This is a genomic window from Streptomyces flavovariabilis (assembly GCF_000725785.1).
In the GTDB taxonomy this organism is placed as follows: domain Bacteria; phylum Actinomycetota; class Actinomycetes; order Streptomycetales; family Streptomycetaceae; genus Streptomyces; species Streptomyces hawaiiensis.
In genome coordinates this window covers 25,343-47,627 of the sequence record NZ_JNXD01000032.1, presented here as the reverse complement: position 1 = coordinate 47,627, position 22,285 = coordinate 25,343, and the positions used below count along the sequence as shown (strand labels likewise).

Genomic DNA, 22,285 nt, shown 5'->3' with positions numbered 1-22,285 from the left:
GAACGTATGGGCTTTCTCGGGTCTGCTGTTATGGACGGGATTATGGAAACCCCGCGGATTTTTGTCGCCGATTGAGTACGCCGCCTGAATGGGGGAGTCAGTTCTGCTTCGTGTGCAGTGATTCCGCCCGCAATGCGAGAATGAGGTCGAGGCGGGTCGCCGGTTCGTGCAGGGCGTCGCCGAAGAGCTTCTCCAGCTGGCGCAGGCGGTAGCGGACCGTCTGCGGGTGGATGTGCAGCCGTACGGCGACGTCCGGCACGTTGCTGCCGCTCAGCAGCCAGGCCAGCAGTGTCTCGGCGAGCCGGTCGCGCTGCCCCGCCGAGACCGTGTCGAGGGGTGCGAGGACCCGCGCCTGGAGCCGCTCCAGCAGCGGCTCGTCGCCGTGCAGCAGCAGCGTCGACAGGTGCTCGGAGCAGCGCACCACGCCCTGGCGGGGAAGCACCCCGCGGCCCATCAGCCCGAGCGCCCGGGTGGCCAGGCGCAGCGACTGCGCGGCCTCGGTGACCGCGGTCGTCGGGCCGATCGCGGCGGGCCGGCCGCGCAGCGCGAGCGTGAACGCCCGGCCACCGATGCCGCCCGAGCCGTCCGGGTCGGGCACCAGCATGCGCGGCGGACGGGACCCCATGTCCACCAGCGCACCCGCCGCCGCCAGCGGCCGGTCCTCCTCACGCCGGTCCGGCGCCGCCGCCAGCGCCACGACGGCGACCGTCCGCGGCACCGGCCAGCGCGCGCTGTGCGCCAGGTCCTGCACGGCCTCCAGAGCCACCGGCCCGTCCTCCAGGAGCAGGTCGAGCAGGCGCTTGCGGCGCCGCTCCAGCTCGTCCGAGCTGCGCAGTTGAGCCTCCGCATACCCGGACGCGGCGGCCTGGGCGACCTCGTGCACGGTCCGGAACGCCAGTTCCCCCAGTGCGGTCACGACCGTGGAGTCCAGCCCGAGTTCCTCCGCCGTGCGGCCCATCAGCCGCCAGGCGCGCATGCCGCCGACCCGGAGCGCGGACTGCAGAGCGTCCAGGCTGCGGCCCTCCAGGGCCTCGCCCCGGCCGAGTTCGTAGTACGTGGCCGCGATCGCGCCCCCGTCGTCGCGCGGGTCGGCGATGTGGTCGACGAACAGCGTCAGCGCCTGTACCACCCCGGACCGCAGGTTCTGGCGGTAGGCCCCGTCGGCGGGCCGCGCGTACTCGGGCACCTGACGGCGGACCTCCTCCTCCACCTCGTCGGCGACGACCGCCAGTTGGGCGCGCAGCAGCTCCGCCAGCTCGGGCGGGACCAGTGGCGCGGCGGGGCGGTCCGGCACGCCGTGCGGAGTGGGCACAGCCATCACGGGCCCTCCTTTCGACCGGAAGCGGCTCACCCGCGGGCTGATGCCTGTGGGACGAGCGGGAAGTCCTGTGTTGGACGGACGACCCCTCCGCTCCGTTCCGTGCCCCGACGGCACCCCCGTCACTCGGGCACACCCAACGCACGGGCGAGGATAGGCCACGAGGCTGCGAACTCCGGTTTCCAGTGTGCCCAGTCGTGTCCGCCACCCCCGTAGAAGTGCGTGGTGGCCGGGATCCCCATGAGGGCCAGCGCGCGGGCGAAACCCTGGGCCGAGGGCCACAGGGCGCTCTCCAGTATCCCGGGCAGCGGATCGCCGCCACCGCCCACTCCGCTGCCCTGCGACACGTACAGCGCTGTGCCGCGCAGCCCGGTGGCACGGGCGCGCGGGTTGAAGTCCCGCCAGGTCAGGAGGTTCAGCAGCGGATTGCCCCACAGGGACGCGGCCGGCAGGTTCTCGCGGGCCACGATCGCGTCCATGATGGCGGGAACACCGGGGGCCGTGGTGTCGAGGATGCCGCTGTAGGAGGCCGCCGCGGCGAACGCCCCGGGGTGGCGGGCCGCGTGCGCCATCGCCCCGTAGCCGCCGGTGGAGACACCCGCGACCGCCCGTACGCCGGACGCCCGGTAGTCCCGGGCGAGCAGCGCGGGCACCTCCTTCACCTGGAACGTCTCGTAGTCGGGGCCGCCCCGCCAGACGCTCGGAATGCCGGTGGGGCCGGCGTCCGGCATCGCCACGATCAGGTCGCGGCCGGCGGTGAACGCCTCGATGTCCGTCTCGCGGGTCCAGGAGGTGTAGTCGTCGTGGGCGCCGTGCAGCAGGTACAGCACGGGGTACTTCTTCTCCGGGCGCGTACCGAAGTCGGACGGCAGGATCAGCCGGACCGGCGCGCTGCGGCCGAGCGCGGCGGACGGCACGGACACGTCCCGTGTGCGGGGTCCGAGCCGGGTGGCCGCCCGGGCCGGGGCCGTGCCGATGCCCCCGAACAGAGCGGCGAGACCGGCGGCGGCCGTCGCTCTGGCGACGGTGCGCCGGGACACTCCGGCGGCGGGCTTCTGCGGCAGGTCGGGCATGACGGCTCCTCGGGTTGCATGTCAGGGGGTCGGCTCGGCGAGCATCCGGCTCAGATGGGTGGCGATCTCGTCGACGTACGGCGGATCGAGCAGCGACAGATGGTGACCGGGCACCGGCACCACGTCCAGACGCGGGCACACCTCGTCCCAGCCCAGCGCCGGGTCGTCCCGCTCGTACGCGGGGTCGCGCACGGTGTGCGGCGCGGGTTCGGTTGCCCGGTAGAGGATGACCGGCCCGTCGTAGCCGCCGGGCCGGTGCGACTCGCCGATGCCCATGTCCAGGTAGGAGGCGCGCTGGTGCTCCAGCGCGGCGGGCGGCACCTCGGCGGCCTCGCGCAGGGCCCGCAGTACGGTGTCGATCCGGGCCGCGTCGTCCTCGGTGGCCACGAGTTCGTCGTACGGCAGCTCCAGCCGCACGCCGTAGGCGTCGGCGACGTGGCGGGCGAAACCCTCGAAGTGCGCCCGGATCCGGTCGGCCCGTGTCAGTCCCGGGCGGTGCAGGGGCCGTACGGAGTCGATGAGCACGACCAGCCGCACCTCCCGCCCGGCAGCGGTGAGATGCCGCGCGGTCTCCTGGGCGACGAAACCGCCGAAGGACCAACCGCCCAGCAGGCAGGGGCCGTCGGGGTGGACGGCGCCGATCGCCTCGGCGTAGCGCCGCGCCTTCTCGGACACGGTCCCGGCCTCCTCGATCCGCTCCAGCCCGTACACCGGCTGGTCGTCGCCGAGTCGTTCGGTGAGCGTCCGGTAGACGCCGACCGGGCCGCCGGCGGCGTGGACGAGGAACAGCGGGGGCCGCGAGCCGGTGGCGCGCAGGGCGTGCACCGGGGTGTCCACCCGGGGGAGGGCCCGCTCGATGCGGAGGGCGGCGTCCTCGACGGTGACGGCGGCGAACAGATCGCGCAGGGGCAGTTCGATGCCGAACTCCCGCTCCACGGCCGTGCGGACGCGGACGGCCATCAGCGAGTCCAGCCCGAGGTCGGCCCACGCGGTGCCCGGGGCGATACGGGCGGGGGAGTGGCCGGTGACCGACGCTATGTGGCGGGTCAGGCGGGCCAGGACCGAGGCGGGCTCCGGCACCGCGGCGGGAGGTTCCTCCGGCAGCGGCTCGGTGCGCGCCGCGCGGCCGTCCGTCCACCAGTGGCGTACGTGCCGCCACCGGGGCAGGGGCAGGTCGACGACCCGCCCCTGCGGCACCGGCAACCGCTGCCCCGCCGCGTACAGGGCGCCCAGCTGCCCGGCGAACGCCTCCGACCCATCGGCGTCCCGGCGCAGGGTGGCCAGGGCGAGGGCGCCCGGCACGGTGTCGGCCACGGCCCCGGTCAGCACCGGGTGGGGGGAGATCTCCACGAAGGCCGTGCGGCCGTCGGCCGCGGCGGACGCGAGGGCCCGGTCCAGCCGCACGGGCCTGCGCAGGTTGGCCGCCCAGTGCGCGGCGTCGAAGAGGCAGTCCCCCCGCGGGTCGTCGAGCACCGTGGAATGGACCGGGACACGCGGCTGCCGCCCCCGGATGCCCGACAGAGCGTCCACCAGCGCCGGCAACAGCCCGTCCACCTGCGGTGAGTGCCCGGCGCCGACGACCCGCATGGCCCTCGCGGCCCGGCCCTGCCCCTCCAGCCGGCGCACGAGGCCGGCCACCGCCGCCTCCTCACCCGTGACGACCTTCTGCCGGGGAGAGGAGTGCACGGCGACATGCACCTGCGGGAAGTCACGTGCCAGCGAATCCAGTTCGGCGTCGTCCAGGTCCACCACGGCCATCGCGCCGCCCCGCAGACCGCTCAGCAGCCGGGCCCGTACGGTGATGACACGCGCCCCGTCCGCCACGTCCAGCGCGCCCGCGCACACGGCCGCCGCCACCTCGCCCATGGAGTGGCCGATCACGGCGGCGGGCTCGACCCCGTAGGAACGCCACAGCTCGGCGAGCGCCAACTGCAGGCCGAACAACACCGGTTGGGCGACCTCGAGACGGTCGAGCCCCGCACCCGAGGACAGGTGGTCGTACAGGGACAGGCCGCACTCCGGGGCGAGCTGCGGGTCGAGCTTCTCGACGGCGGCGGCGAACGCGGGTTCCTCGGCCAGCAGCCGGCGCCCCATGCCGGGCCACTGGCTGCCGTAGCCGGAGAAGACCCACACCGGGCCGCGCCCCACCCGGTCGCGGTCACCGGTCGTCACCCGTGCGTCCGGGCGCCCGGCTGCCAACTCGTCCAGGGCATCTGCCAGTTCCGCCCGGTCACGGGCGACCACAGCGGCGCGCACGGGGCCCCGGCCCGTGCGCCCGGCCAGGGTCCGGGCCACGTCGGCGGGATGCGCGGCACTGTCACGCAGCCGGGCGGCGAGCCGGCCGGCCGTGTCGCGGAGGCGCTCGGTGTCGAGGTCGGAGAGCAGGTGCAGACGTGCGGCCGGTTCCTCGGCCGGCCGGACCGGGACCAGGCCGGGCGGCCCTTCCTCCAGCACCACATGCGCGTTGGTGCCGCCGAAGCCGAACCCGGAGACGCCCGCGACGGCCGTGCCGCCGTAGCGGGGCCAGGGCTCCGGCTCGGTCACCACCCGCAGCCGTGCATCGGTGAGTGAACTGCCCCGCTCGCAGTGCAGGGACGGCGGGATGCCGTCGTGGTGCAGGGCCAGCACGGTCTTGACCAGGCCCGCGATGCCCGCCGCGGACTCCAGATGACCGAGGTTGCCCTTGGCGGACCCCAGCAGCAGCGGCTGGTCGGGGTCCCGGCCCGCGCCGAGCACCGCGCCGAGCGCGCCCGCCTCGATCGGGTCGCCCAGCGGGGTGCCGGTGCCGTGCGCCTCCACGTAGTCGACGTGCTCCGCGGCGAGGCCGGCCTGCGCGTACGCCCTCTCCAGCAGCGCCTGCTGGGCGGCCGGGTTGGGCGCCATGAGACCGTTCGATCGGCCGTCGGAGTTGACGACGCTGGCCCGGATGACGGCCAGCACACGGTCGCCGTCCCGCTCGGCGTCGGACAGCCGCTTCAGGATCACGGCCCCGCAGCCCTCGCCACGGCCGATGCCGTCGGCCGCCGCCGAGAACGGCTTGCAGCGCCCGTCCGGCGCGAGGGCTCCGACACGGCGGAAGGCGACCGTGACGGCCGGCGACAGCAGCAGGTTGACCCCGGCCGCGATCGCCGTGTCGCTCTCGCCCGAGCGCAGGCTCACGCAGGCGTGGTGCACGGCGACCAGCGAGGAGGAGCAGGCCGTGTCGACGGCCAGACTCGGCCCCCGGGTGTCCAGGACGTAGGCGAGCCGCCCGGCGGCGACGCTGAGGGCGCCTCCGGCCGGCGCCCAGGGATCGACGGTGGCCGGATCGGCGCCCGTGAGCTGCCCGTACTCCGGCGCGGAGATGCCCACGAACACGCCGGTGGCGGTGCCCGCCAGGGATCCGGCCGGCATGGCGGCGTGGTCGAGCGCCTCGTGGACGACCTCCAGAAGGATTCGCTGCTGGGGGTCCATCACCGCGGCCTCGCGCGGGGTGATGCGGAAGAAGTCCGCGTCGAACCCCGCGATGTCGTCGAGATAGCCGCCGTACGGATGCGCGTCGGCGGGCGGGAACGCGGTGAAATCGCGCCAGCGGTCCTCCGGGACGCGCCGGATCGCGTCGACCCCGTCGCTGAGCAGCCGCCAGTAGCCGTCCGGGCCGTGCACCCCGCCGGGCAGGCGGCAGCCGACCCCGACGACCGCGATCGGCTCCGCGGTGCCGCCCGGCGCCGCGGGACGCTCCGGGCCCGGCGCCACCCCGGCCCCCGGGGCCACCGGGTCGCACAGCCGCGCCACCAGGGCCTCCCCGGTGGGCGTCTCCCACAGCAGCGTCGTCGGAAGCTCCCGGCCCGTGGCGCGGGACAGCTCACCGGCCAGGGCGACCGCGTCCCGCGAAGCCATGCCGAGATCCGCGAGCGGCCGGTCCAGCGGGACGTCGTCCGGGGACGTGCCGGTCCAGGCGGCCACCCGCTCGGCGATCAGCCGGCGCAGCGCCGCCTCCTCGACAGGCCTCATCCCGCGCCACCCGCCCGGTCCTGCCCAGCGTAGGCGCCCTCCAGGTACCGGGCGCGGGTCAGCGCCCGCGACACCTTGCCGCTGGAGGTCCGTGGCACCGTGCCCGGTGGCACCAGGACGACATCGGCCAGCCGCAGCCCGTGCCGGGCGGAGACGGCCCCGCGCACGGCACGCACCAGGGCCGCCACGTCCAGCTCGGCGAGCCGCACGGTCCGCGCGTGTTCCGCGACCACGACCGCACGCTCGCCGCCGGCGCCTGACGGCACGGCGAAGGCGGCGAGCCGGTCCCGGCGCACCGCCTCGTGCGCCTCCTGGGCCGTCGCCTCGACGTCCTGCGGGTAGTGGTTGCGCCCGTCGACGATGATCAGGTCCTTCAGCCGTCCCGTGACGACCAGCTGCCCCTCCAGCACCGTGCCCAGATCCCCCGTGCGCAGCCAGCGGCCCGGACCGGCCGCGGCGTCGGCGAACTCCGCGCCGAAGACCTCCTCGGAGTCCCGGTTCCAGTAGCCGCGGCCCACATTCGGCCCCTGCACCCAGATCTCCCCGACCTCGCCCTCCGACAGCAGCACCCGCGTGACCGGGTCGGCGATCCGTACCCGCTGGCCCGCCGGGGTGCCGCACCCCGCCAGCAGCACCGCCCGTGGATCGTCGGGCCGGGCGGGCAGGGCCTTACCGGCAGCCAGGGCGTCGCGGTCGAGCGCGAACCGGCTGAGCGGCTCACCCGGCCGGGCCGCGCACACGAACACCGTGGCCTCGGCCAGCCCGTACGACGGGCAGTGCGTCCCGGGCGCCAGGCCCTGGCCCGCGAACGCCGCGTGGAAACGGTCGGCCGTACCCGGGCGGACCGGCTCACTGCCGTTGATCAGCGCGGTCACCCGGTCCAGCCGCAGAGCCTCCTTCTGGTCGGCGGTGACGGTCGCGACGCAGTAGTCGTAGGCGAAGTTGGGAGCGGCGCTCACGGCGTTGGGATGCGCGGCGAGCAGCCGCAGCCAGCGCACCGGCTCGTGCAGGAACGCCGCCGGGTCCATCAGCACCGACAGCGCCCCGCGTGCCACCGGGGCCGCGACACTGAGCACCAGCCCCATGTCGTGGTACAGCGGCAGCCAGCCCACGCTGGTCATCGGGCGGGCGTCGAGGCCGTAGGCGGCCAGTGCCTGGCGGGCGTTGGCGACGACGTTGCCGTGGCTGATCTCCACACCGGCCGGAGCGCGGGTCGAACCGGAGGTGTACTGGAGGTAGGCGGTCGCCCCGGCGTCCGGGGCGACCGGTTGCCAGTCCCGGCCCTGGTCGTCAGGCACCTCGTCCGCGACGACGATCCGCGGCCCGCCGGGCCCGAGGAAGTCCCGCACCTCGTCGCCGGCCCGGCTCGTGGTCACCACCACCGAGGGGCGCGCGTCGGCCAGGACACCCGCGAGCCGGTCGGCGTGCCCGGGCAGCCCCGGCGTGTACAGCGGCACGGCGACCAGCCCGGCGGCCAGGGTCGCGAGGAAGGCGGTCACGTACTCGGTCCCCTGGGGACACAGCAGCGCGACCCGGTCCCCGGGGTCCGTCTCGTCCGCGAGGCGTGCGGCGAGCGCCCGCACCCGCACGTCCAGGCGGCGCCAGGTCAGGGTGCGGTGGATGCCGCGCGAGTGCCGTGCCGGATGCTCGACGAAGGTGAACGCCCGGCGGTCGGGGGTGGTCTCGGCCCAGTGCCGTACGTACTCCGGCAGTGTGGGGCACGCGGGCGCGAGCGGGGGGCGGCGGCTGTCCATCAGGCGGGGCTCCTCACGGCGCGGATCGGCCTAGGGGTCGCAAAGGGGGAGAGGGGGACGGTCAGAGGGGGATGTTGCCGTGCCGGCGTTCCGGCATCGGGGCGCGTTTGCCGCGCAGTGCGCGCAGGGCGCGGCAGACCTGCTCCCGGGTCTCGCGCGGCGCGATGACGGCGTCGACATAGCCGCGCTCGGCGGCGAGGTACGGGGTGCCGTGGGTGCCTTCGTACGCGGCGAGGAGCCGGGCGCGCAGTGCCTCCGGTTCGTCGGACGCGGCGAGTTCGCGCCGGTGCAGGACGCCCACGGCCCCCTCGGCGCCCATGACGGCGATCCGGGCGGTGGGCCAGGCGAGATTGACGTCGGCACCCAGGTGCTTGGAGCCCATCACCGCGTATCCGCCGCCGTACGCCTTGCGCACCACGACCGTGACCTTGGGGACGGTGGCCTCCGCGTAGGCGTACAGCAGTTTCGCGCCGCGCCGGATGATCCCGGCCTGCTCCTGCCGCACGCCGGACAGGTATCCGGGCACGTCGGCGAAGGTCAGCAGCGGGATGCCGAACGCGTCGCAGAACCGTACGAACCGTGCGGCCTTCTCGGACGCGTCGATGTCGAGGACCCCGGCGGCGTGCAACGGCTGGTTGGCGACGACACCCACCGAGCGGCCCTCCACGCGGGCCAGGGCGCAGATGATGTTCGGCGCGAACAGTTCCTGCACCGGCAGCAGTTCACCGTCGTCGACGACCGCGTGCAGGATGTCCCGCATGTCGTAGGCCTCGCCGAGCCGGTCCGGTACGACCGTGTCGAGTTCGGCCCCGGGCGGAGCGTGCCCGGGGGCGTACTCCGGGGGCCGTTCCAGGTTGTTGGCCGGCAGGTACGACAGCAGGTCGCGCACCGTGTCGAGGGCGTCCCCCTCGTCGGCGGCCAGGAAGTGGGCGTTGCCGTTGACCGTGTTGCTGGTGCGGGCGCCGCCCAGCTCCTCGGCGGTGGTGCGCTCGCCCGTGACCGTCTCGATGACGTCGGGGCCGGTGACGAACATGTGCGAGGCGCCGTCCACCATCACCGTGAAGTCGGTGATCGCCGGCGAGTAGGCGGCACCGCCCGCGCACGGGCCCAGGACGACGGAGATCTGCGGGATGACCCCGGACGCCTTGACGTTGCGGCGCACCAGCTCGGCGTAGAGGGCCAGCGAGGCGACGCCCTCCTGGATGCGGGCGCCACCGGAGTCGTTCAGGCCGATCACCGGGCAGCCGGTCTTCAGGGCCAGCTCCATCAGGGCGACGGTCTTCTCGCCGAAGGCCTCGCCCATGCTGCCGCCGAAGACCGTGGAGTCCTGGGCGAAGACGCAAACCGGGCGGCCGTCGACCGTGCCGTACCCGGTGACCACCCCGTCGCCGTAGGGGCGGCGGGCGTCGTGCCCGGCGGGCCGGGCCCGGACGAACAGACCGGTCTCGGTGAAGGAGTCCTTGTCCACGAGCCGTTCGATCCGCTCCCGGGCCGAGAACTCCCCGCGTCTGCGCGGCCCGCCCGGGGCCACCGCCCGCTCCCGGCGGTGCTCCAGGCCAACGACGCGCTCCGCGGTGCCTCCGGGTGCGTGCGTCGCCGTCTCCCCCGGACCGGATGCTGTCACCTCTGCGCTCACAACCACCTCCGAAGTGGTTCTCGAATATGGCAGCGAGGCGGGTGAGCGCCGTGCGGATCGTCATTCTGTGTGGGGGAATTGAGTCCTCCGGAGCGGGGTTTCATCCCCGTGTGACAAGGGGACTCCCCGGGGTCCGACGCGATTCAGTTGCCCGAGTGCTGAATGCGTTCTCCCTCTTCTATTGGACCCCCGGCCGCGCTGCGTCCAGGCTGGAGTGCACCATCGCCCGACAGCCGGAAGAGGTCACGAACCCATGCACACCCGCCGCATCGGTGACGTCGAGGTCAGTGCGATCGGCCTGGGCGCGATGCCCATGTCGATCGAGGGACGACCGGGCGAGGAACGCTCCCTCGCCACCATCCACGCCGCCCTCGATTCCGGTGTGACCCTGATCGACACCGCGGACGCCTACCACCGGGACGCCGACGAGGTCGGGCACAACGAGACCCTGACGGCCAAGGCCCTCGCCTCCCACGACCGCGGTGGTGACGTCCTGGTCGCCACCAAGGGCGGTCACCTCCGCCCCGGTGACGGCAGCTGGACGCTCGACGGCAGCCCCGGCCACCTCAAGAAGGCCTGCGAGGACTCCCTGCGCCGGCTCGGCGTCGAGGCCATCGGCCTCTACCAGTTCCACCGCCCCGACCCGCGCGTCCCCTACGCCGAGTCCGTCGGCGCGATCCGGGACCTGCTGGACGAGGGCAAGATCCGCATGGCCGGTGTCTCCAACGCGAACCCCGAGCAGATCCGGCAGGCGAACGACATCCTCGGCGGCCGTCTGGTCTCCGTGCAGAACCAGTTCTCCCCGGCCTTCCGCTCCAGTGAGCCGGAACTGCGCCTGTGCGACGAACTCGGCATCGCGTTCCTGCCCTGGAGCCCCCTCGGCGGGATCGCGAAGGCCGGTGAACTCGGCTCCGGGCACGCCCCGTTCGCCCGCATCGCCGAGGCGCACGGCGTGAGCCCGCAGCGGGTGTGCCTGGCCTGGATGCTCGCCAAGTCGCCGGTGGTCGTCCCGATCCCGGGCGCGAGCCGGCCCGAGACGATCCGCGACTCGCTCGCCGCCACCGACCTGGACCTGACGACCGAGGAGCTGGCGGAGCTGGACACCGCCTGACCGGCCCCTGAGACCCGGGGACGGCCGCGCGCCGCCCCGGGTCTCCTGCTGCCGAGTGCTCGACGGCGCCGACATGAACATCCGGTCGCATCCGATCAGTTCTCGTCAAATCCGCCCCAGGTGAGAAAATCGTGTGAATGTTTCCGCGTGGTTCGGGCATACGCAGCGAAACAGAGAGAGGGGCGCTACGTGCTTGTACCGGACCGGAAGATCGTCAGGGAGTTGCTGACGCGGTATGCGTCGCTGAGGATCGCTCAGTCGGAGAGGCACGTGCCGAAGGCGGCACGCGAACTGGAAGACGTCAGCTACACGCTGTGCGTGATGATGGGGACGTCCGACATCAGTGACGCCATCGCCAAGGCGGATGTCCTGCTGCTCACCGAGGGGCGGCCCGACGCCGCGGACGCGGACGGGGAGAATGGCCTGACGCTGGTCGGCTGACAGGTTCGGACGGCCCGGCCGGGACCGGGCGTCACGACTCGGCGGCTCCTGGGAAAGGGGCCGCCGAGGCGTCCGTCCGCCCGTGGAAAGCCGTGCGGTAGGCGTACGGCGTGGTGCCCACCACCTTGCGGAACCGCTCCCGGAACGCGGTCGGCGAGCCGAACCCCGCCTGGCGGGCGATCCGTTCGACGGAGTGCTCGGAGTTCTCCAGCAGGTACTGGGCGCGTCGCACCCGCGCCCGCAGCAGCCACTGCAGCGGTGTGGTGCCCGTCTGCTCGCGGAAGCGGCGGCTGAAGGTCCGCTCGCTCATCCCCGCCCGCGCCGCCAGCGTGCCCAGCGTCACCTCCTGCGCGAGGTTGTCCTCGATCCACTCCAGCACCGGTTCGAGGGCGGAGCCGCGGGGCACGGGCGGATGCTCGTGCACGATGAACTGGGCCTGCCCGCCCTCCCGTTCCAGCGGCATGACCGACATCCGGGCGATGTTCGCGGCGACGGCCGACCCCAGGTCCCGACGGATCATGTGCAGGCACAGATCCAGCGCCGCGGCCGCCCCGGCCGAGGTGAGGATCTGCCCGTTGTCGACGTACAGCACGTCCGGCTCCACCTCGACCCGGGGGAAGCGCCGGGCCAGTTCCCCGGCGGCCACCCAGTGCGTGGTGGCGCGCAGCCCGTCCAGCAGCCCGGCCTCCGCCAGCACGAAGGCGCCGACACACACCGACGCGATCCGGGTCCCGGCCTCGGCCGCCTCCCGCAGGGCCGCCAGCACCCGGGCGGACGGCGGTGCGGCGTCGGGGGAGCAGCCCGGCATGATGATGGTGTCCGCCTCCGCCAGTGCCTCCAGCCCCCGCTCGATCCGCAGGCTGAAGCCGCCGTCCGCGCGCACCTCGGGCGTCTCGGCACACAGCCGGACCCGGTAGGCGGGCCGCCCGTCCGGCAGATAAGTCCAGGCGAACGTCTGCTGCGGCGCCGCCATGTCGAACGGCACCACGTGATCGAGAACCAGGATCGCCACGGCGTGCATGCCCGCCACCCTAGTGGCGAGAACCCGGTGGAGGCTGTCGTTTCAGCCTATGGGGCGATCACACCGGGGCGTCCTAGCGTGGGCGCCGTTGATCACATCCCGGAAAGAGTCCCGTGACCAAGATCCTGCTGTCCCTCCATGTCCTGGCCGCCATCATCGCCATCGGTCCCGTGACCGTCGCGGCCAGCATGTTCCCGCCCGCAGCACGCCGCGCGGCTCCCACGGGCGTCGGCACGGTGGCGCTCCTGCACCGCATCTGCCGCGTCTACGCCGGTGTCGGACTGACCGTCCCCCTCCTCGGGTTCGCCACCGCCGCGGCCATGGGCGTCCTCGGCAGCGGATGGCTCGTCACCTCCATCGCCCTGACCGCCGCGGCCGCCGGCATCCTGATCGCCTTCGTCCTGCCCCGCCAGGAGGAGCTTCTCGACCAACTGAAGGGCGAACAGGGCGTCGACCGGCGGAGCGCCGCCCGACTGGCCATGTTCACCGGCATCTTCAACCTGTTGTGGGCCACCGTCACGGTCCTGATGATCGTCCGGCCGGGTTCCACCACGGGAGCCTGAGAGGAGGCCCGGCCGTTCGCCTGTCATGGATGTCCGGTCTGCGTCAAGTCATCCCAAGGAATTCACACTCCGGGACACCGTGCCGCCTACACTCGCAGTCTCGCCCCCACACGGGGCCGACGAGCAGAAAGGCACGTTGACGGGTGTTCCAGGATTCCCCCATCTACGACCGACTCATCGCGGAGCGCGGTGATGTACCCGCACAGGTGCGCCGCGAGGCCGAACGTGTGAGCAGGGAACTGGAGCTGGTCATGCGGCCCTCACAGTCCCTCGGCTACGACCGTCCGCACTCCCCGGGAGTGGGCTGGCAGCGCGCGGGCATGCTCCCCGGCCCGCGGCCACAGTGAACCAGGCGGCGGGCACCGGGCCCGGCCTGTGCCGGGCCCGGAACTCAACGGACCGTCGTGTTCGAGCCGTTGACATGTGACGGCTGGACCGGAACGGGCCGGACCAGCCACTCGGCGATGGTCCGGGCGATCGGTTGACCCGTCTCCACCTCGACGAACCCGAACTGGCCCGACTGGTTGCACTCCAGGAACCACCAGGTCCCGTCGGAGTCCTCCACGAAGTCGAAAGCTCCGTAGGCCAGTTCGGCCTCGCGCAGATAGGACAGGACACCCGGCGCGATGCAGGACGGCACATCGACGGGACGCCACGGCGATCCGGGCGCGGCGAACCGCACGTCGACCTCGTCCGGGTCCGCGTCCTCGGCGGTCGCCTTTCGGGCCGCCAGCATGCGCCCGCCCACGGCGGTGAGCCGGATGTCGGCCCGCTTGGTGATCCGCCGCTGCAACAGCGTCGGCCCGAACGCGACGGCGGAGAAGTCCGTGTCCGGCGCGACCCGGCTGGTCGGCACGGCACGCGGCGGGTCCTGCGGATGCGCGCCCGACACCGGTTTGACCACCAGCTCCGGGTAGCGCTCCGCGAACTCGCGGGCGGCGCGCGGGAAGGTCGTGATCAGCGTCGCGGGCACGGGCAGGCCGCATCTCTGGGCCAGGCGCAGCTGCCACGGCTTGTGCCGGGCACGGCGGGCCGCGTCCGGGTGGTTCATCCAGCGCGCGTCCGAGCCCCGCAGCATGCCGTAGAGCGCCTGGGCGGCCTCCTCGGTCAGCCAGGCGGACGGCTGGGCCGCCCGCGCGGCCGGGATGCCGGGCCGGCGCACCCACACGGATCGGAGCCCCCCGATGCTCACCAGCCGCCCCCCGGCGGACAGGTGGCCGCGGAACCGGCCGTGCACGTACTCCCCCGACAGCGCGACACCACCGGTCAGGTCCGCGGGATCGACCCGGACCACCGGAACCCCCGTCGCGTTCAGGTGCACGACCACCATGTCCGCGGTCACGTCCTCCTCGCAGGTGAGGATCAGTACGGTCATCTTCGGCGGCCCGCGGTCAGTCGTCGAAATGCGTCTTGGAGCCGGCCGTGGACGTCGTGGTGCCGAACTCTCTCAGCAGGGCGAAGTCACAGGCCGCGACCCGGCCGTCGCGGAGCACGTTCAACTGCTGTCCGGCGTCGTACACGTACGGAATGGCAGCTTCCAACTCCACTGCCGGGCGCGCGTAGTTGAGCGCGAACGGTTGCATCGTCTCTCCCTCGTCGGTACTGCGCCGATCACACGGTGGCCCGGGGGCGCGGCCGCCCGGTCCGCCGACCTGATTCGGCTTCCAGAGACTTATACGAATCGAACGGGTGGTTGGTTTCCTTACTTTCCGTAGTCATCGGGCCGGTTGCCGGTCCGGCCGGTGTGCCGTACTGCGCTCCCGTTCGCCGAGGGAGCCGCGGACAGTGCGCAGAGCGAGCAGCAGGACGCCGATGTCGTCCAGGTACACCGGGTCGGGCAGCAGGTCGGTGGGCAGCACGAGATAGAGCACCGCGCCCCAGAAGACCCAGCGGGGGCCCGTGGGCAGTCCCGCGCGCCGCAGTTCGCGCCGGGTCCGGACCAGCCGCACGAGGACGACGACGGCGAAGACGAGGACGACGGCCGCGAGAACCGCGGCCAGAATGATCACCTTTGTGGTCGTATCCACGGGTTGCCCTCCTCCTGGCATGCCGCGACACGAAGTGTCCTTACCTGGATTCCCGTTTCCGGCGGCTGTATTGCGGCCGGGACCCGGCATGTCGGCGAGTCGGCGGAATTTCCGTGCGGGGGTCATCCCGGTGGCTCACCCGAGTGGCACGGGGTGAGGGGGGCGAATAGTAATGGTCAGCGTAACGTCGCTCGTCCCACGACGGGGGGCGCAGGAGCGGCCGCACTCTTCCCATGGAGGCGAGTATGACCACCTGCTCTTCATCACCCCGCCCGAACGAACCTGCCATACCCAACGAGCCGAACGGGTCCGCCCAGCCGTCCGCCGAGACCGCCGTCGCCACCGGCACGCACCAGGTGGAGCAGACGAGCACGCAGCCCGCCGCCAACCCGTACGAGACGCACCGGACGGGGCCCTCCGAGCCCGCCACCGGTTCCCGCCCGGCCGACCGGGCGGTCCGGACCGCTGCCCGGCCCGTCGCTCCCGGCCCGGACGCGGCGGACCCGTCCGCCGCCCGGTCCATGGACGCCGGCTCGGGCCAGGCGCCCGCGCGGCCCGCCGTCCCCGGGACGGACGAGGCGGCCACAGCCACCGTCCACACCCTGGACGGGGCCGCCGCGCAGCCCGCTCCGCCCGTCGAGGACTGGCTGGATCCCGCCGAGGCGCGGCCTGTTGCTCCCGTCCTGGACCGGACGGACCCCGCTCAGGAGCCCGCCCGGCCCGCCCACGTGGAGACCGCCGGCCCGGACGAGGGCACCGACCCCGCCGCGCGCGGCCGGGACCAGGCCGAACCGCCAGCCGGGCCCGGCTCGGGCGACGCCGGCCAGCCGAGTGCGCGGCCGTTCGTCATCCGCTCCCTCGACGACAACCCGGTGGAGCTCCGGCCCGGCACCGGCCCGGCCTCCGGCGCACCGTACGGCGACGCCGTCAGCGACCTGGTGCACGCGGCCGTGGCCGACCGGCCACTGGAGGAGGTCGTCGACCTCATCGTCTCGCTGGAGGAGTCGCCCGACCACACGCAGGCGAGGGTCGACGCGCTCCGCACCGCCGGGGTGAGCCGGTCCGTGGAGGACGTGTCCCGGCTGATCGCCCTGCTGACGAAGTCCCCGCGCGACGCCGAGTGCGCGGACGAGGCGATCCGGGCCGCGGCCGCCCACCGGCCGGTGGAGGAAGTGACACGGCTGGTGACCCTGCTGCACAAGGAGCCGCAGGAGCCCCACGTCCGCGAGGAGGCACTCCGCGCGGCCGCCACCGGCCGGTCCGTCGGGGAGCTGGTCGAGCTGATCGACCGCCTGGGCCTGGAACGGCTGGACCGCAACGGCCGTCGCCCGAACGGCACTTCCCGCCTCGAGGGCGAGACCGGGGGCCCCGGCACGCCCAGCCTGCAGGACAAGCGCCGCGCGGCCCGCCCGGGCCCGGCCCGCGAGACCCACCGCACCCTCGACGACTCACCTCCGGACCACGAGCGTACGGCCGACCGGTTCGCCCGGTCCGTGTCCTGGTCGGGCTGGTTCGCCGCCCTGGCCCTCGCCGTGTGCGCGGTGGCCCACTTCCCGCTGCAGCGCGGTGACGCGTCACTGCGTCTGCACGCGTTCGCCCTCGGCCTGTCGGTGCTGTGCACGGTGCTGGCGCTGCTGCTGGCGCTGCGCCCCGTCGCCGTGGTGCTGGCCGGGGCGGTGCTGGTGCCCACGGTCCTGGCCGGGGCCCAGGCGTACGGGAGTTCCTTCCCGTCGGCGTCCCTGCCCCGGGCCGTCGACCTGGCGCTCGCCCCGCCGTGGGTGGCCGCCGGAGTCGCCGGGTGCGCGGCACTGCTGGCCCTCGTCGCGCTGGTCTTCCGGGTGCTGGCGCCCATCGCCGCCAGACAGTGGACAACCGCGCCGGCGCCCGCGGCACGCGGCGTGGCGGAGTGAGCTCCGGGATGGCCCCGAAGGCCGGACCGAGCCGAGCCGCTGCTGCCTGCACCAGGGCCGGGCTCCCGTCGGCGGCCTTTTTCAGATCCGGCGATCGAGCAGCCCGGTCAGTACCCGGTCCGGTGTGAGCGGGAGTTCGCGGAGGCGAACGCCCGTGGCATGGTGCACCGCGTTGCCGATCGCCGCGGCCGTCCCGACGATGCCGATCTCCCCGATCCCCTTGCTGCCCATCGGGTTGAGACGGGAATCGTCCTCGTCCAGCCAGTGAGCCTCGATCTCGGCGACGTCGGCGTGCACGGGCACGTGGTACGACGCCAGATCCGACTCGGTGAAGTCACCGAACGCGGCGTCCACGGTGCTGCCCTCGGTCAGCGCCATGCCCAGGCCCATCGTCATGCCGCCGACGAACTGGGAGCGTGCCGTACGGGCGTTGAGGATGCGGCCCGCCGCGTACACCCCGAGGAGCCGGCCGACCCGGACCTCGCCGGTGACCGTGTCCACGGCGACCTCGGCGAAGTGCGCCCCGAAGGCGTGCCGCGCGAAGCCGCTCTCGGCGTCCGCCGCGCCCTTCGTGTCGGCGCGGACGTCGATGCCCTGCGCGGGCAGCGGCCCCACGTGCCCGGCCATCCGCCGGGCCAGTCCGGCACAGGCGTCGTGCACCGCCCAGCCCCAGGAGGCGGTGCCGGACGAGCCGCCGGCCAGCGGCGCCGACGGGAGTTCCGTGCTGCCGACCTCGATCCGCACCCGCTCCAGCGGCACCCCCAGGGCGTCGGCGGCGACCTGCGCCAGTACCGTCCGGGCGCCCGTCCCGATGTCGGTGGCGTTGATCCGCACCAGGAACGAGCCGTCGGGCAGTGCGCGAGCCGTCGCCGTGGAGGGCCCCACCATGACGGGATACGTCGCCGCCGCCACGCCCGTGCCCAGCAGCAGGGGGCCTTCCCGGCGGGAGCCCGGGCGGGGATCGCGCCCGGCCCAGCCGAAGCGCCGGGCGCCCTCGCGCAGGCACTCCACCAGGTGCCTGCTGCTGAACGGCTTGCCGGTGTCCGGCTCGACGTCGGGCTCGTTGCGGACGCGCAGCTCGACCGGGTCCATGCCGAGTTCGGTGGCGAGCTCGTCCATGGCGGACTCCAGCGCGTACATGCCGGGAGCCTCGCCCGGCGCCCGCATCCAGGACGGGGTGGGCACGTCCAGCGCCGCGACCCGGTGCACCGTACGGCTGTGCGGCGCGGCGTACATCACCCGTGCGGGCACCGCCGCCTGCTCCACGAACTCCTTGATGCGGGAGGTGTGCGTGGTGACTTCGTGCACGAGCGAGGCGAGACGGCCGTCCGCCCCGGCTCCGAGCCGCAGCCGGTGCAGGGTCGGGGCGCGGTGCCCGACGACGGCGGGCAGGTAGCGGCGCGGCAGCGCCACCGTCACCGGCCGCCCGGTGTGGCGCGCCGCCATGGCGGCGAGCACCACGTCCGACCGTGGCGTGCCCTTGGACCCGAAGCCGCCGCCGACGTGCTCGGCGGTGACGAGGATCTGCTCCTTGGGCAGGCCGAACAGCCCGGCGAGCACGGCCCGTACGGCACCGGTGCCCTGGCTGGAGGTGTGCACGGTGAGCCGGCCGTCCTCCCACCGGGCGGTGCTGGTGTGCGGCTCCATGGGGTGGTTGTGCAGCGGCGGCACCCGGTACGCGACGTCGACGCCGACGGCCGAGGAACCGAACGCCCCGTCGGGGTCGCCCTGTTCACGGACGGCCGGATGACCGCCGTTGGCCTCCTCGGGCACGTACACGCCCGGGTGCGAGGTGGTGAGGGCCACGTCGTGCTCTTCGGCCTCGTAGGTGACGCGGACGGCGGCGGCACCGGCGCGGGCCGCCTCCAGGGTCTCGGCCACCACCAGGGCCACGAACCAGCCGCGGTGCGGAACCCGCGTATTCTGCAGCACCGCGAGCGTGGGATCGTCCGGTTGTGCGAGACGCGGCGCGTTCTCGTGGGTGAGGACGGCGAGGACACCGGGCACGGCCAGGGCGGCCGCCGTGTCGACTCCGGTCACCCGGCCCCGGGCCACACTCGCCGGCACCGGCCAGGCCTGGGCCCGGCCGGGGGAGTGGAACTCGGCGGCGTAGCGTGCGGTGCCGCTGACCTTCTCCCGTCCCTCCCGGCGCTCGGCGGGGGCACCCACACTGCCGGTCATGCGGCCCTCCCGGTGAACGCGGTGTCCGTGAGCCGGGACAGCACGTCCACGGCGAGATTGCGGGCGAGCGGCACCTTGAAGGCGTTGTCCCGCAGCGGCCGCGCGGCGGACAGTTCGAGATCCACGGCGTGCTCGAACGCGGCGAGGGTCGGAGCCGCGCCCAGCAGCGCCTCCTCCGCCCGCCGGGCCCGCCACGGCCGGTGCGCCAACGCCCCGAAGGCGAGCCCCGCGTGGCCGATCACACCGTCCTCCAGGCGCAGCACGACCGCGACGGAGGCGAGGGCGAAGGCGTACGAGGCCCGGTCGCGGGCCTTGCGGTACGCCGACGGAAGCCCGGCCGTGGCGGCCGGCAGCACCACGCCGGTGACCAGTTCGCCGGGGCGGATCTCGGTGTCCTGCTCGGGGCGGTCCCCGGGAAGCCGGTGGAAGTCCGCCGCCGCGACACTCCGGGCCCCCTCGGGCCCGTCCAGCTCGACCCGCCCGTCGAGAGCGGAGAGCGCCACGGCCATGTCCGACGGATGGGTGGCGATGCACTGCGCGGAGTGCCCCAGCACGGCGTGATCCCGGTGGACGCCGTCCCGTGCGCCGCAGCCGCTGCCCGGTTCGCGTTTGTTGCACGGCTTCGACAGGTCCTGGAAGTACGGGCACCGGGTGCGCTGGAGCAGGTTCCCGCCGGTTGTCGCCACGTTGCGCAACTGCCCGGAGGCGCCCGCGAGTACCGCCTGCGACAGCGCCGGGTAGCGGTCGCGGACGAGGGGGTGGGCGGCGAGGTCGCTGTTGCGGACCATCGCCCCGACGCGCAGCGCACCGTCGGGCAGTTCCTCGACGGTGTCGAGAGGCAGCCGGGTGACGTCGATGAGGGCGGCGGGGGCCTCGACGCCGAGCTTCATCAGGTCGACGAGGTTCGTGCCGCCACCGAGGTAACGCGCTCCGGCGTGGGAGGCGTACGCGGAGGTCGCCTCTTCGACGCTGCCGGCGCGGACGTAGGCGAACTCCTTCACGGGATCACGTCCTCCACGGCCTCGGCGATCCGCGGATACGCACCGCACCGGCACAGGTTGCCGCTCAGCCGTTCCCGGATCTCCTCGCGGTCCAGCGGCACCGGCTCCCCCGAGGGCGTCGCCGGGTCGGTGACGTGCGACGGGTGGCCGGCCGCCGCCTCGGTGAGCACACCGGCCGCGGAGCAGATCTGGCCCGGGGTGCAGTAGCCGCACTGGAAGGCGTCTCGTTCCAGGAAGGCCCGTTGCAGGGGATGAGACTCCTCCCCGTGGCCGGAGAGACCCTCGACGGTGGTGACCTCGCAGCCGTCGAGGGCGACCGTGAACAGCAGACAGCTGTTGACGCGCCGCCCGTCCACCAGGACCGTGCAGGCGCCGCACTGGCCGTGGTCACAGCCCTTCTTGGCGCCCGTGAGCTCGAGATCCTCCCGCAGGAGGTCCAGCAGGACCCGGCGGTGGTCGACGGTGAGCGTGTGGGGTTTGCCGTTGACGCGCAGCGTGGTCTGCGTGTGGTGCTGGTGGTTGCCCATGTCGTGGAGGACCTTCCCGGGCGGGCCGTGGTGCCGTACGTACCGCGTATCCAGGAGGGAACGGCTGACACGTGCGCCCCACGAGGAGGGTGCTCCTACTGCTCCGACGTCACGTGCCGGCCGGCGGTCTCTTCATCGCCGGCCGCGGTCGCGGGACGCTTGACCTTGAATCGTTCGAACGTCCTTGTGAGCTGCTGGAGCGGGGACGGGCCGGGCGGACCGGAGGCCTGCGGCCTGGCGGGAGCGGCCTCGGCGGACTCCTGGTAGGCGGCCAGTGCCTCGTGGGCGCTTTCGGCCGCCTCCCGGTACAGGTCACGGGACTTCGTCATGGCCTCCAGCGCCTCGGCGTACATGGCCACCAGGCCGCGCTGGCGCTCCAGCTCCTCCTCCAGCGTCAGCAGGTGCCAGTTTTCCCGCAGCGCGGTGAGGGCGTCCTCGGCGCCGTCGGGCAGGGGCCTCGGGAGCGCGGCGAACCGCGTCACCGCGTCGACGAGGTCGGCCGGTTCCGAACCGTCGAGGAAGACCGCGCGGACCGAGAAGTCCTGGGCGTCGTAGCCCTCCGGCGCCGGGACGCCCGGCAGTACCACCGCTCCGCCGCGCGGCACCTGGACGCCGGAGTCCCGCAGGGCCCAGTTCAGGCCGCGCAGCTGCTGCGGGGCGGCGTGGTGCTCCACCACACGGTGGCGCAGGCCCGGCGGCAGCCACCGTGCCACCGGCGTACGTCCCCGGTCGTCGGTGGTCATCGCCTCGTGGACGACCACGTGGATGTGCCAGCCGCCGCGCACGGTGTTTCTCAGCAGACGACGGGTCTCCTTGTCGTCCTGGGGCAGCGGATTGATCTCCCGCGGGATCAGGTGCGTGGCGGCATCCTGGTCCCAGGCGGTGTCCGGCTCCTGAGGCCAGAACAGGCCGGCGGGTGAGGGCCACGCGTGGTTCCACGGCTGCTCGGCCTCGGCGACCAGCATCCACTCCTGCTGCCCGTCCCCGTCATCCGGGCCGGGCTTCACGCTCAGCCGGGCGCGCACGGTCACGTCGTCGCCGGCCCGCCAGCGGGCTTCGAAGACCCGTTCCGCCGGCGCGGTGTCGTCTTCGGGCAACTCCAGAAAGTCGTCGATGGCCTGACTGTCCTTGCGCTGCTGCAGCGAGCGCCGGAGAACGTCTTCCGCGGAGCCCGGGGCGTGGCGGCCGCGCGCCAGCCATACCGTGTCGGGAGTCATGGGGCGGGCGGTGAGGGAGGTCTGCATGGATCCATCTGTGAGCGGGGGTACGTGCGCCTGTCAGTATCGTCGCCGCAGGCCGACGGGTGCTACCCGGGGTCGCACCAGTCTGGCCGTCGGTCATGCGCACCGCCTACCCGTGCAGGGCCGTGCCATGTGACGCAAGGGCCGCGGCATGTGGTGACCGGGTGGCGCGATGCGGCACCGGGCAGCGTGCTCCGGCACCCGGCAGCGCCCTGAGGCCGTGCCGGGCGCGCGGGATGTGCGCCATGCGCGCGGGGTGTGCGCGCCGCGCACGTACCGGGGGATCTCACGCGTGGCCCGCCCGCCGCCCGGTCCCGACAATGGTGCGCACGAGCAGGGCCCGCCCACCATCCGCATCGGGGCGGGTTCTGCTCGCTCCGCGATACACCGGGCCGCGGGCCGCTCGCTCCGTGCGGCCTGGGATGTCCTTCAGTGATCCCCGTCGCCGGCGGGTTGCGCCGTCTCCAGCCCGGTCGCCGCCCCACCGG

General features: G+C 73.9%; 18 protein-coding genes. 5 read left to right on the top strand and 13 right to left on the bottom strand.

Annotated elements, in window-relative coordinates:
* Positions 1 to 97 precede the first annotated feature (97 nt).
* From IO24_RS0137090 to IO24_RS0137070, 5 genes are all read right to left on the bottom strand, one after another.
* A complete protein-coding gene (locus IO24_RS0137090; RefSeq protein ID WP_031143784.1) occupies positions 98 to 1,318 on the bottom strand; it encodes a PucR family transcriptional regulator in 1,221 nt (406 codons plus the stop codon).
* A 122-nt stretch (positions 1,319 to 1,440) separates the two neighbouring features.
* A complete protein-coding gene (locus tag IO24_RS0137085; RefSeq protein ID WP_031143783.1) occupies positions 1,441 to 2,391 on the bottom strand; it encodes an alpha/beta hydrolase in 951 nt (316 codons plus the stop codon).
* A 21-nt stretch (positions 2,392 to 2,412) separates the two neighbouring features.
* Complete coding sequence (locus tag IO24_RS0137080; RefSeq protein WP_031143782.1) at positions 2,413 to 6,384, bottom strand: type I polyketide synthase; 3,972 nt, start codon at positions 6,382 to 6,384, stop codon at positions 2,413 to 2,415.
* Positions 6,381 to 8,138 (bottom strand): fatty acyl-AMP ligase, encoded by a 1,758-nt coding sequence (locus IO24_RS0137075; RefSeq protein WP_031143781.1) that lies wholly within the window; start codon positions 8,136 to 8,138, stop codon positions 6,381 to 6,383. Before IO24_RS0137075 ends, IO24_RS0137080 begins: the two co-directional genes overlap by 4 nt.
* Positions 8,139 to 8,199: 61 nt before the next feature.
* Entirely contained in the window at positions 8,200 to 9,762 is a 1,563-nt protein-coding gene (locus IO24_RS0137070; RefSeq protein WP_045297131.1) for an acyl-CoA carboxylase subunit beta, read from the bottom strand.
* A gap of 265 nt (positions 9,763 to 10,027) precedes the next feature.
* Here IO24_RS0137070 and IO24_RS0137065 point away from each other — a divergent pair, with 265 nt between their 5' ends.
* Positions 10,028 to 10,885 carry an aldo/keto reductase gene (locus IO24_RS0137065; RefSeq protein ID WP_031143778.1) on the top strand — a complete coding sequence of 286 codons (858 nt, stop codon included), beginning with the start codon at positions 10,028 to 10,030 and terminating at the stop codon, positions 10,883 to 10,885.
* Between the two features lie 120 nt (positions 10,886 to 11,005).
* A complete protein-coding gene (locus IO24_RS0137060) occupies positions 11,006 to 11,326 on the top strand; it encodes a DUF5133 domain-containing protein (RefSeq protein ID WP_338055611.1) in 321 nt (106 codons plus the stop codon).
* Between the two features lie 31 nt (positions 11,327 to 11,357).
* Here IO24_RS0137060 and IO24_RS0137055 read toward each other — a convergent pair whose 3' ends face one another.
* Positions 11,358 to 12,347 (bottom strand): GlxA family transcriptional regulator, encoded by a 990-nt coding sequence (locus IO24_RS0137055; RefSeq protein WP_037669493.1) that lies wholly within the window; start codon positions 12,345 to 12,347, stop codon positions 11,358 to 11,360.
* Positions 12,348 to 12,460: 113 nt separating this feature from the next.
* Here IO24_RS0137055 and IO24_RS0137050 point away from each other — a divergent pair, with 113 nt between their 5' ends.
* Together IO24_RS0137050 and IO24_RS0137045 are read left to right on the top strand one after the other, a co-directional pair.
* Complete coding sequence (locus tag IO24_RS0137050; protein WP_031143772.1) at positions 12,461 to 12,910, top strand: DUF2269 family protein; 450 nt, start codon at positions 12,461 to 12,463, stop codon at positions 12,908 to 12,910.
* Between the two features lie 143 nt (positions 12,911 to 13,053).
* A complete protein-coding gene (locus IO24_RS0137045) occupies positions 13,054 to 13,257 on the top strand; it encodes a hypothetical protein (protein WP_031143770.1) in 204 nt (67 codons plus the stop codon).
* Between the two features lie 44 nt (positions 13,258 to 13,301).
* Here the strand turns inward: IO24_RS0137045 and tgmB are convergent, their stop codons facing one another.
* The 3 genes from tgmB to IO24_RS0137030 all read right to left on the bottom strand — a co-directional run bounded on the left by tgmB (position 13,302) and on the right by IO24_RS0137030 (position 14,937).
* Entirely contained in the window at positions 13,302 to 14,285 is a 984-nt protein-coding gene (tgmB, locus tag IO24_RS0137040) for an ATP-grasp ribosomal peptide maturase (protein ID WP_031143768.1), read from the bottom strand.
* A gap of 16 nt (positions 14,286 to 14,301) precedes the next feature.
* The gene (gene tgmA / locus IO24_RS0137035) at positions 14,302 to 14,493 is read right to left on the bottom strand and encodes a putative ATP-grasp-modified RiPP (RefSeq protein ID WP_030847392.1); all 192 of its coding nucleotides are present in this window, start codon (positions 14,491 to 14,493) and stop codon (positions 14,302 to 14,304) included.
* 132 nt (positions 14,494 to 14,625) lie between these two features.
* Complete coding sequence (locus IO24_RS0137030; protein ID WP_031143765.1) at positions 14,626 to 14,937, bottom strand: YkvA family protein; 312 nt, start codon at positions 14,935 to 14,937, stop codon at positions 14,626 to 14,628.
* Between the two features lie 245 nt (positions 14,938 to 15,182).
* Here IO24_RS0137030 and IO24_RS44820 point away from each other — a divergent pair, with 245 nt between their 5' ends.
* Entirely contained in the window at positions 15,183 to 16,847 is a 1,665-nt protein-coding gene (locus IO24_RS44820; protein WP_107063100.1) for a hypothetical protein, read from the top strand.
* Positions 16,848 to 16,928: 81 nt separating this feature from the next.
* Here IO24_RS44820 and IO24_RS0137020 read toward each other — a convergent pair whose 3' ends face one another.
* The 4 genes from IO24_RS0137020 to IO24_RS0137005 all read right to left on the bottom strand — a co-directional run bounded on the left by IO24_RS0137020 (position 16,929) and on the right by IO24_RS0137005 (position 21,800).
* A complete protein-coding gene (locus tag IO24_RS0137020) occupies positions 16,929 to 19,028 on the bottom strand; it encodes a xanthine dehydrogenase family protein molybdopterin-binding subunit (RefSeq protein WP_031143761.1) in 2,100 nt (699 codons plus the stop codon).
* Positions 19,025 to 20,029, bottom strand: a complete 1,005-nt coding sequence (locus tag IO24_RS0137015) for an FAD binding domain-containing protein (RefSeq protein ID WP_031143760.1) — start codon at positions 20,027 to 20,029, stop codon at positions 19,025 to 19,027. Before IO24_RS0137015 ends, IO24_RS0137020 begins: the two co-directional genes overlap by 4 nt.
* Positions 20,026 to 20,556, bottom strand: a complete 531-nt coding sequence (locus IO24_RS0137010; protein WP_031143758.1) for a (2Fe-2S)-binding protein — start codon at positions 20,554 to 20,556, stop codon at positions 20,026 to 20,028. Before IO24_RS0137010 ends, IO24_RS0137015 begins: the two co-directional genes overlap by 4 nt.
* A 95-nt stretch (positions 20,557 to 20,651) precedes the next feature.
* Positions 20,652 to 21,800, bottom strand: a complete 1,149-nt coding sequence (locus tag IO24_RS0137005; protein ID WP_045297129.1) for a hypothetical protein — start codon at positions 21,798 to 21,800, stop codon at positions 20,652 to 20,654.
* Positions 21,801 to 22,285: the final 485 nt, after the last annotated feature.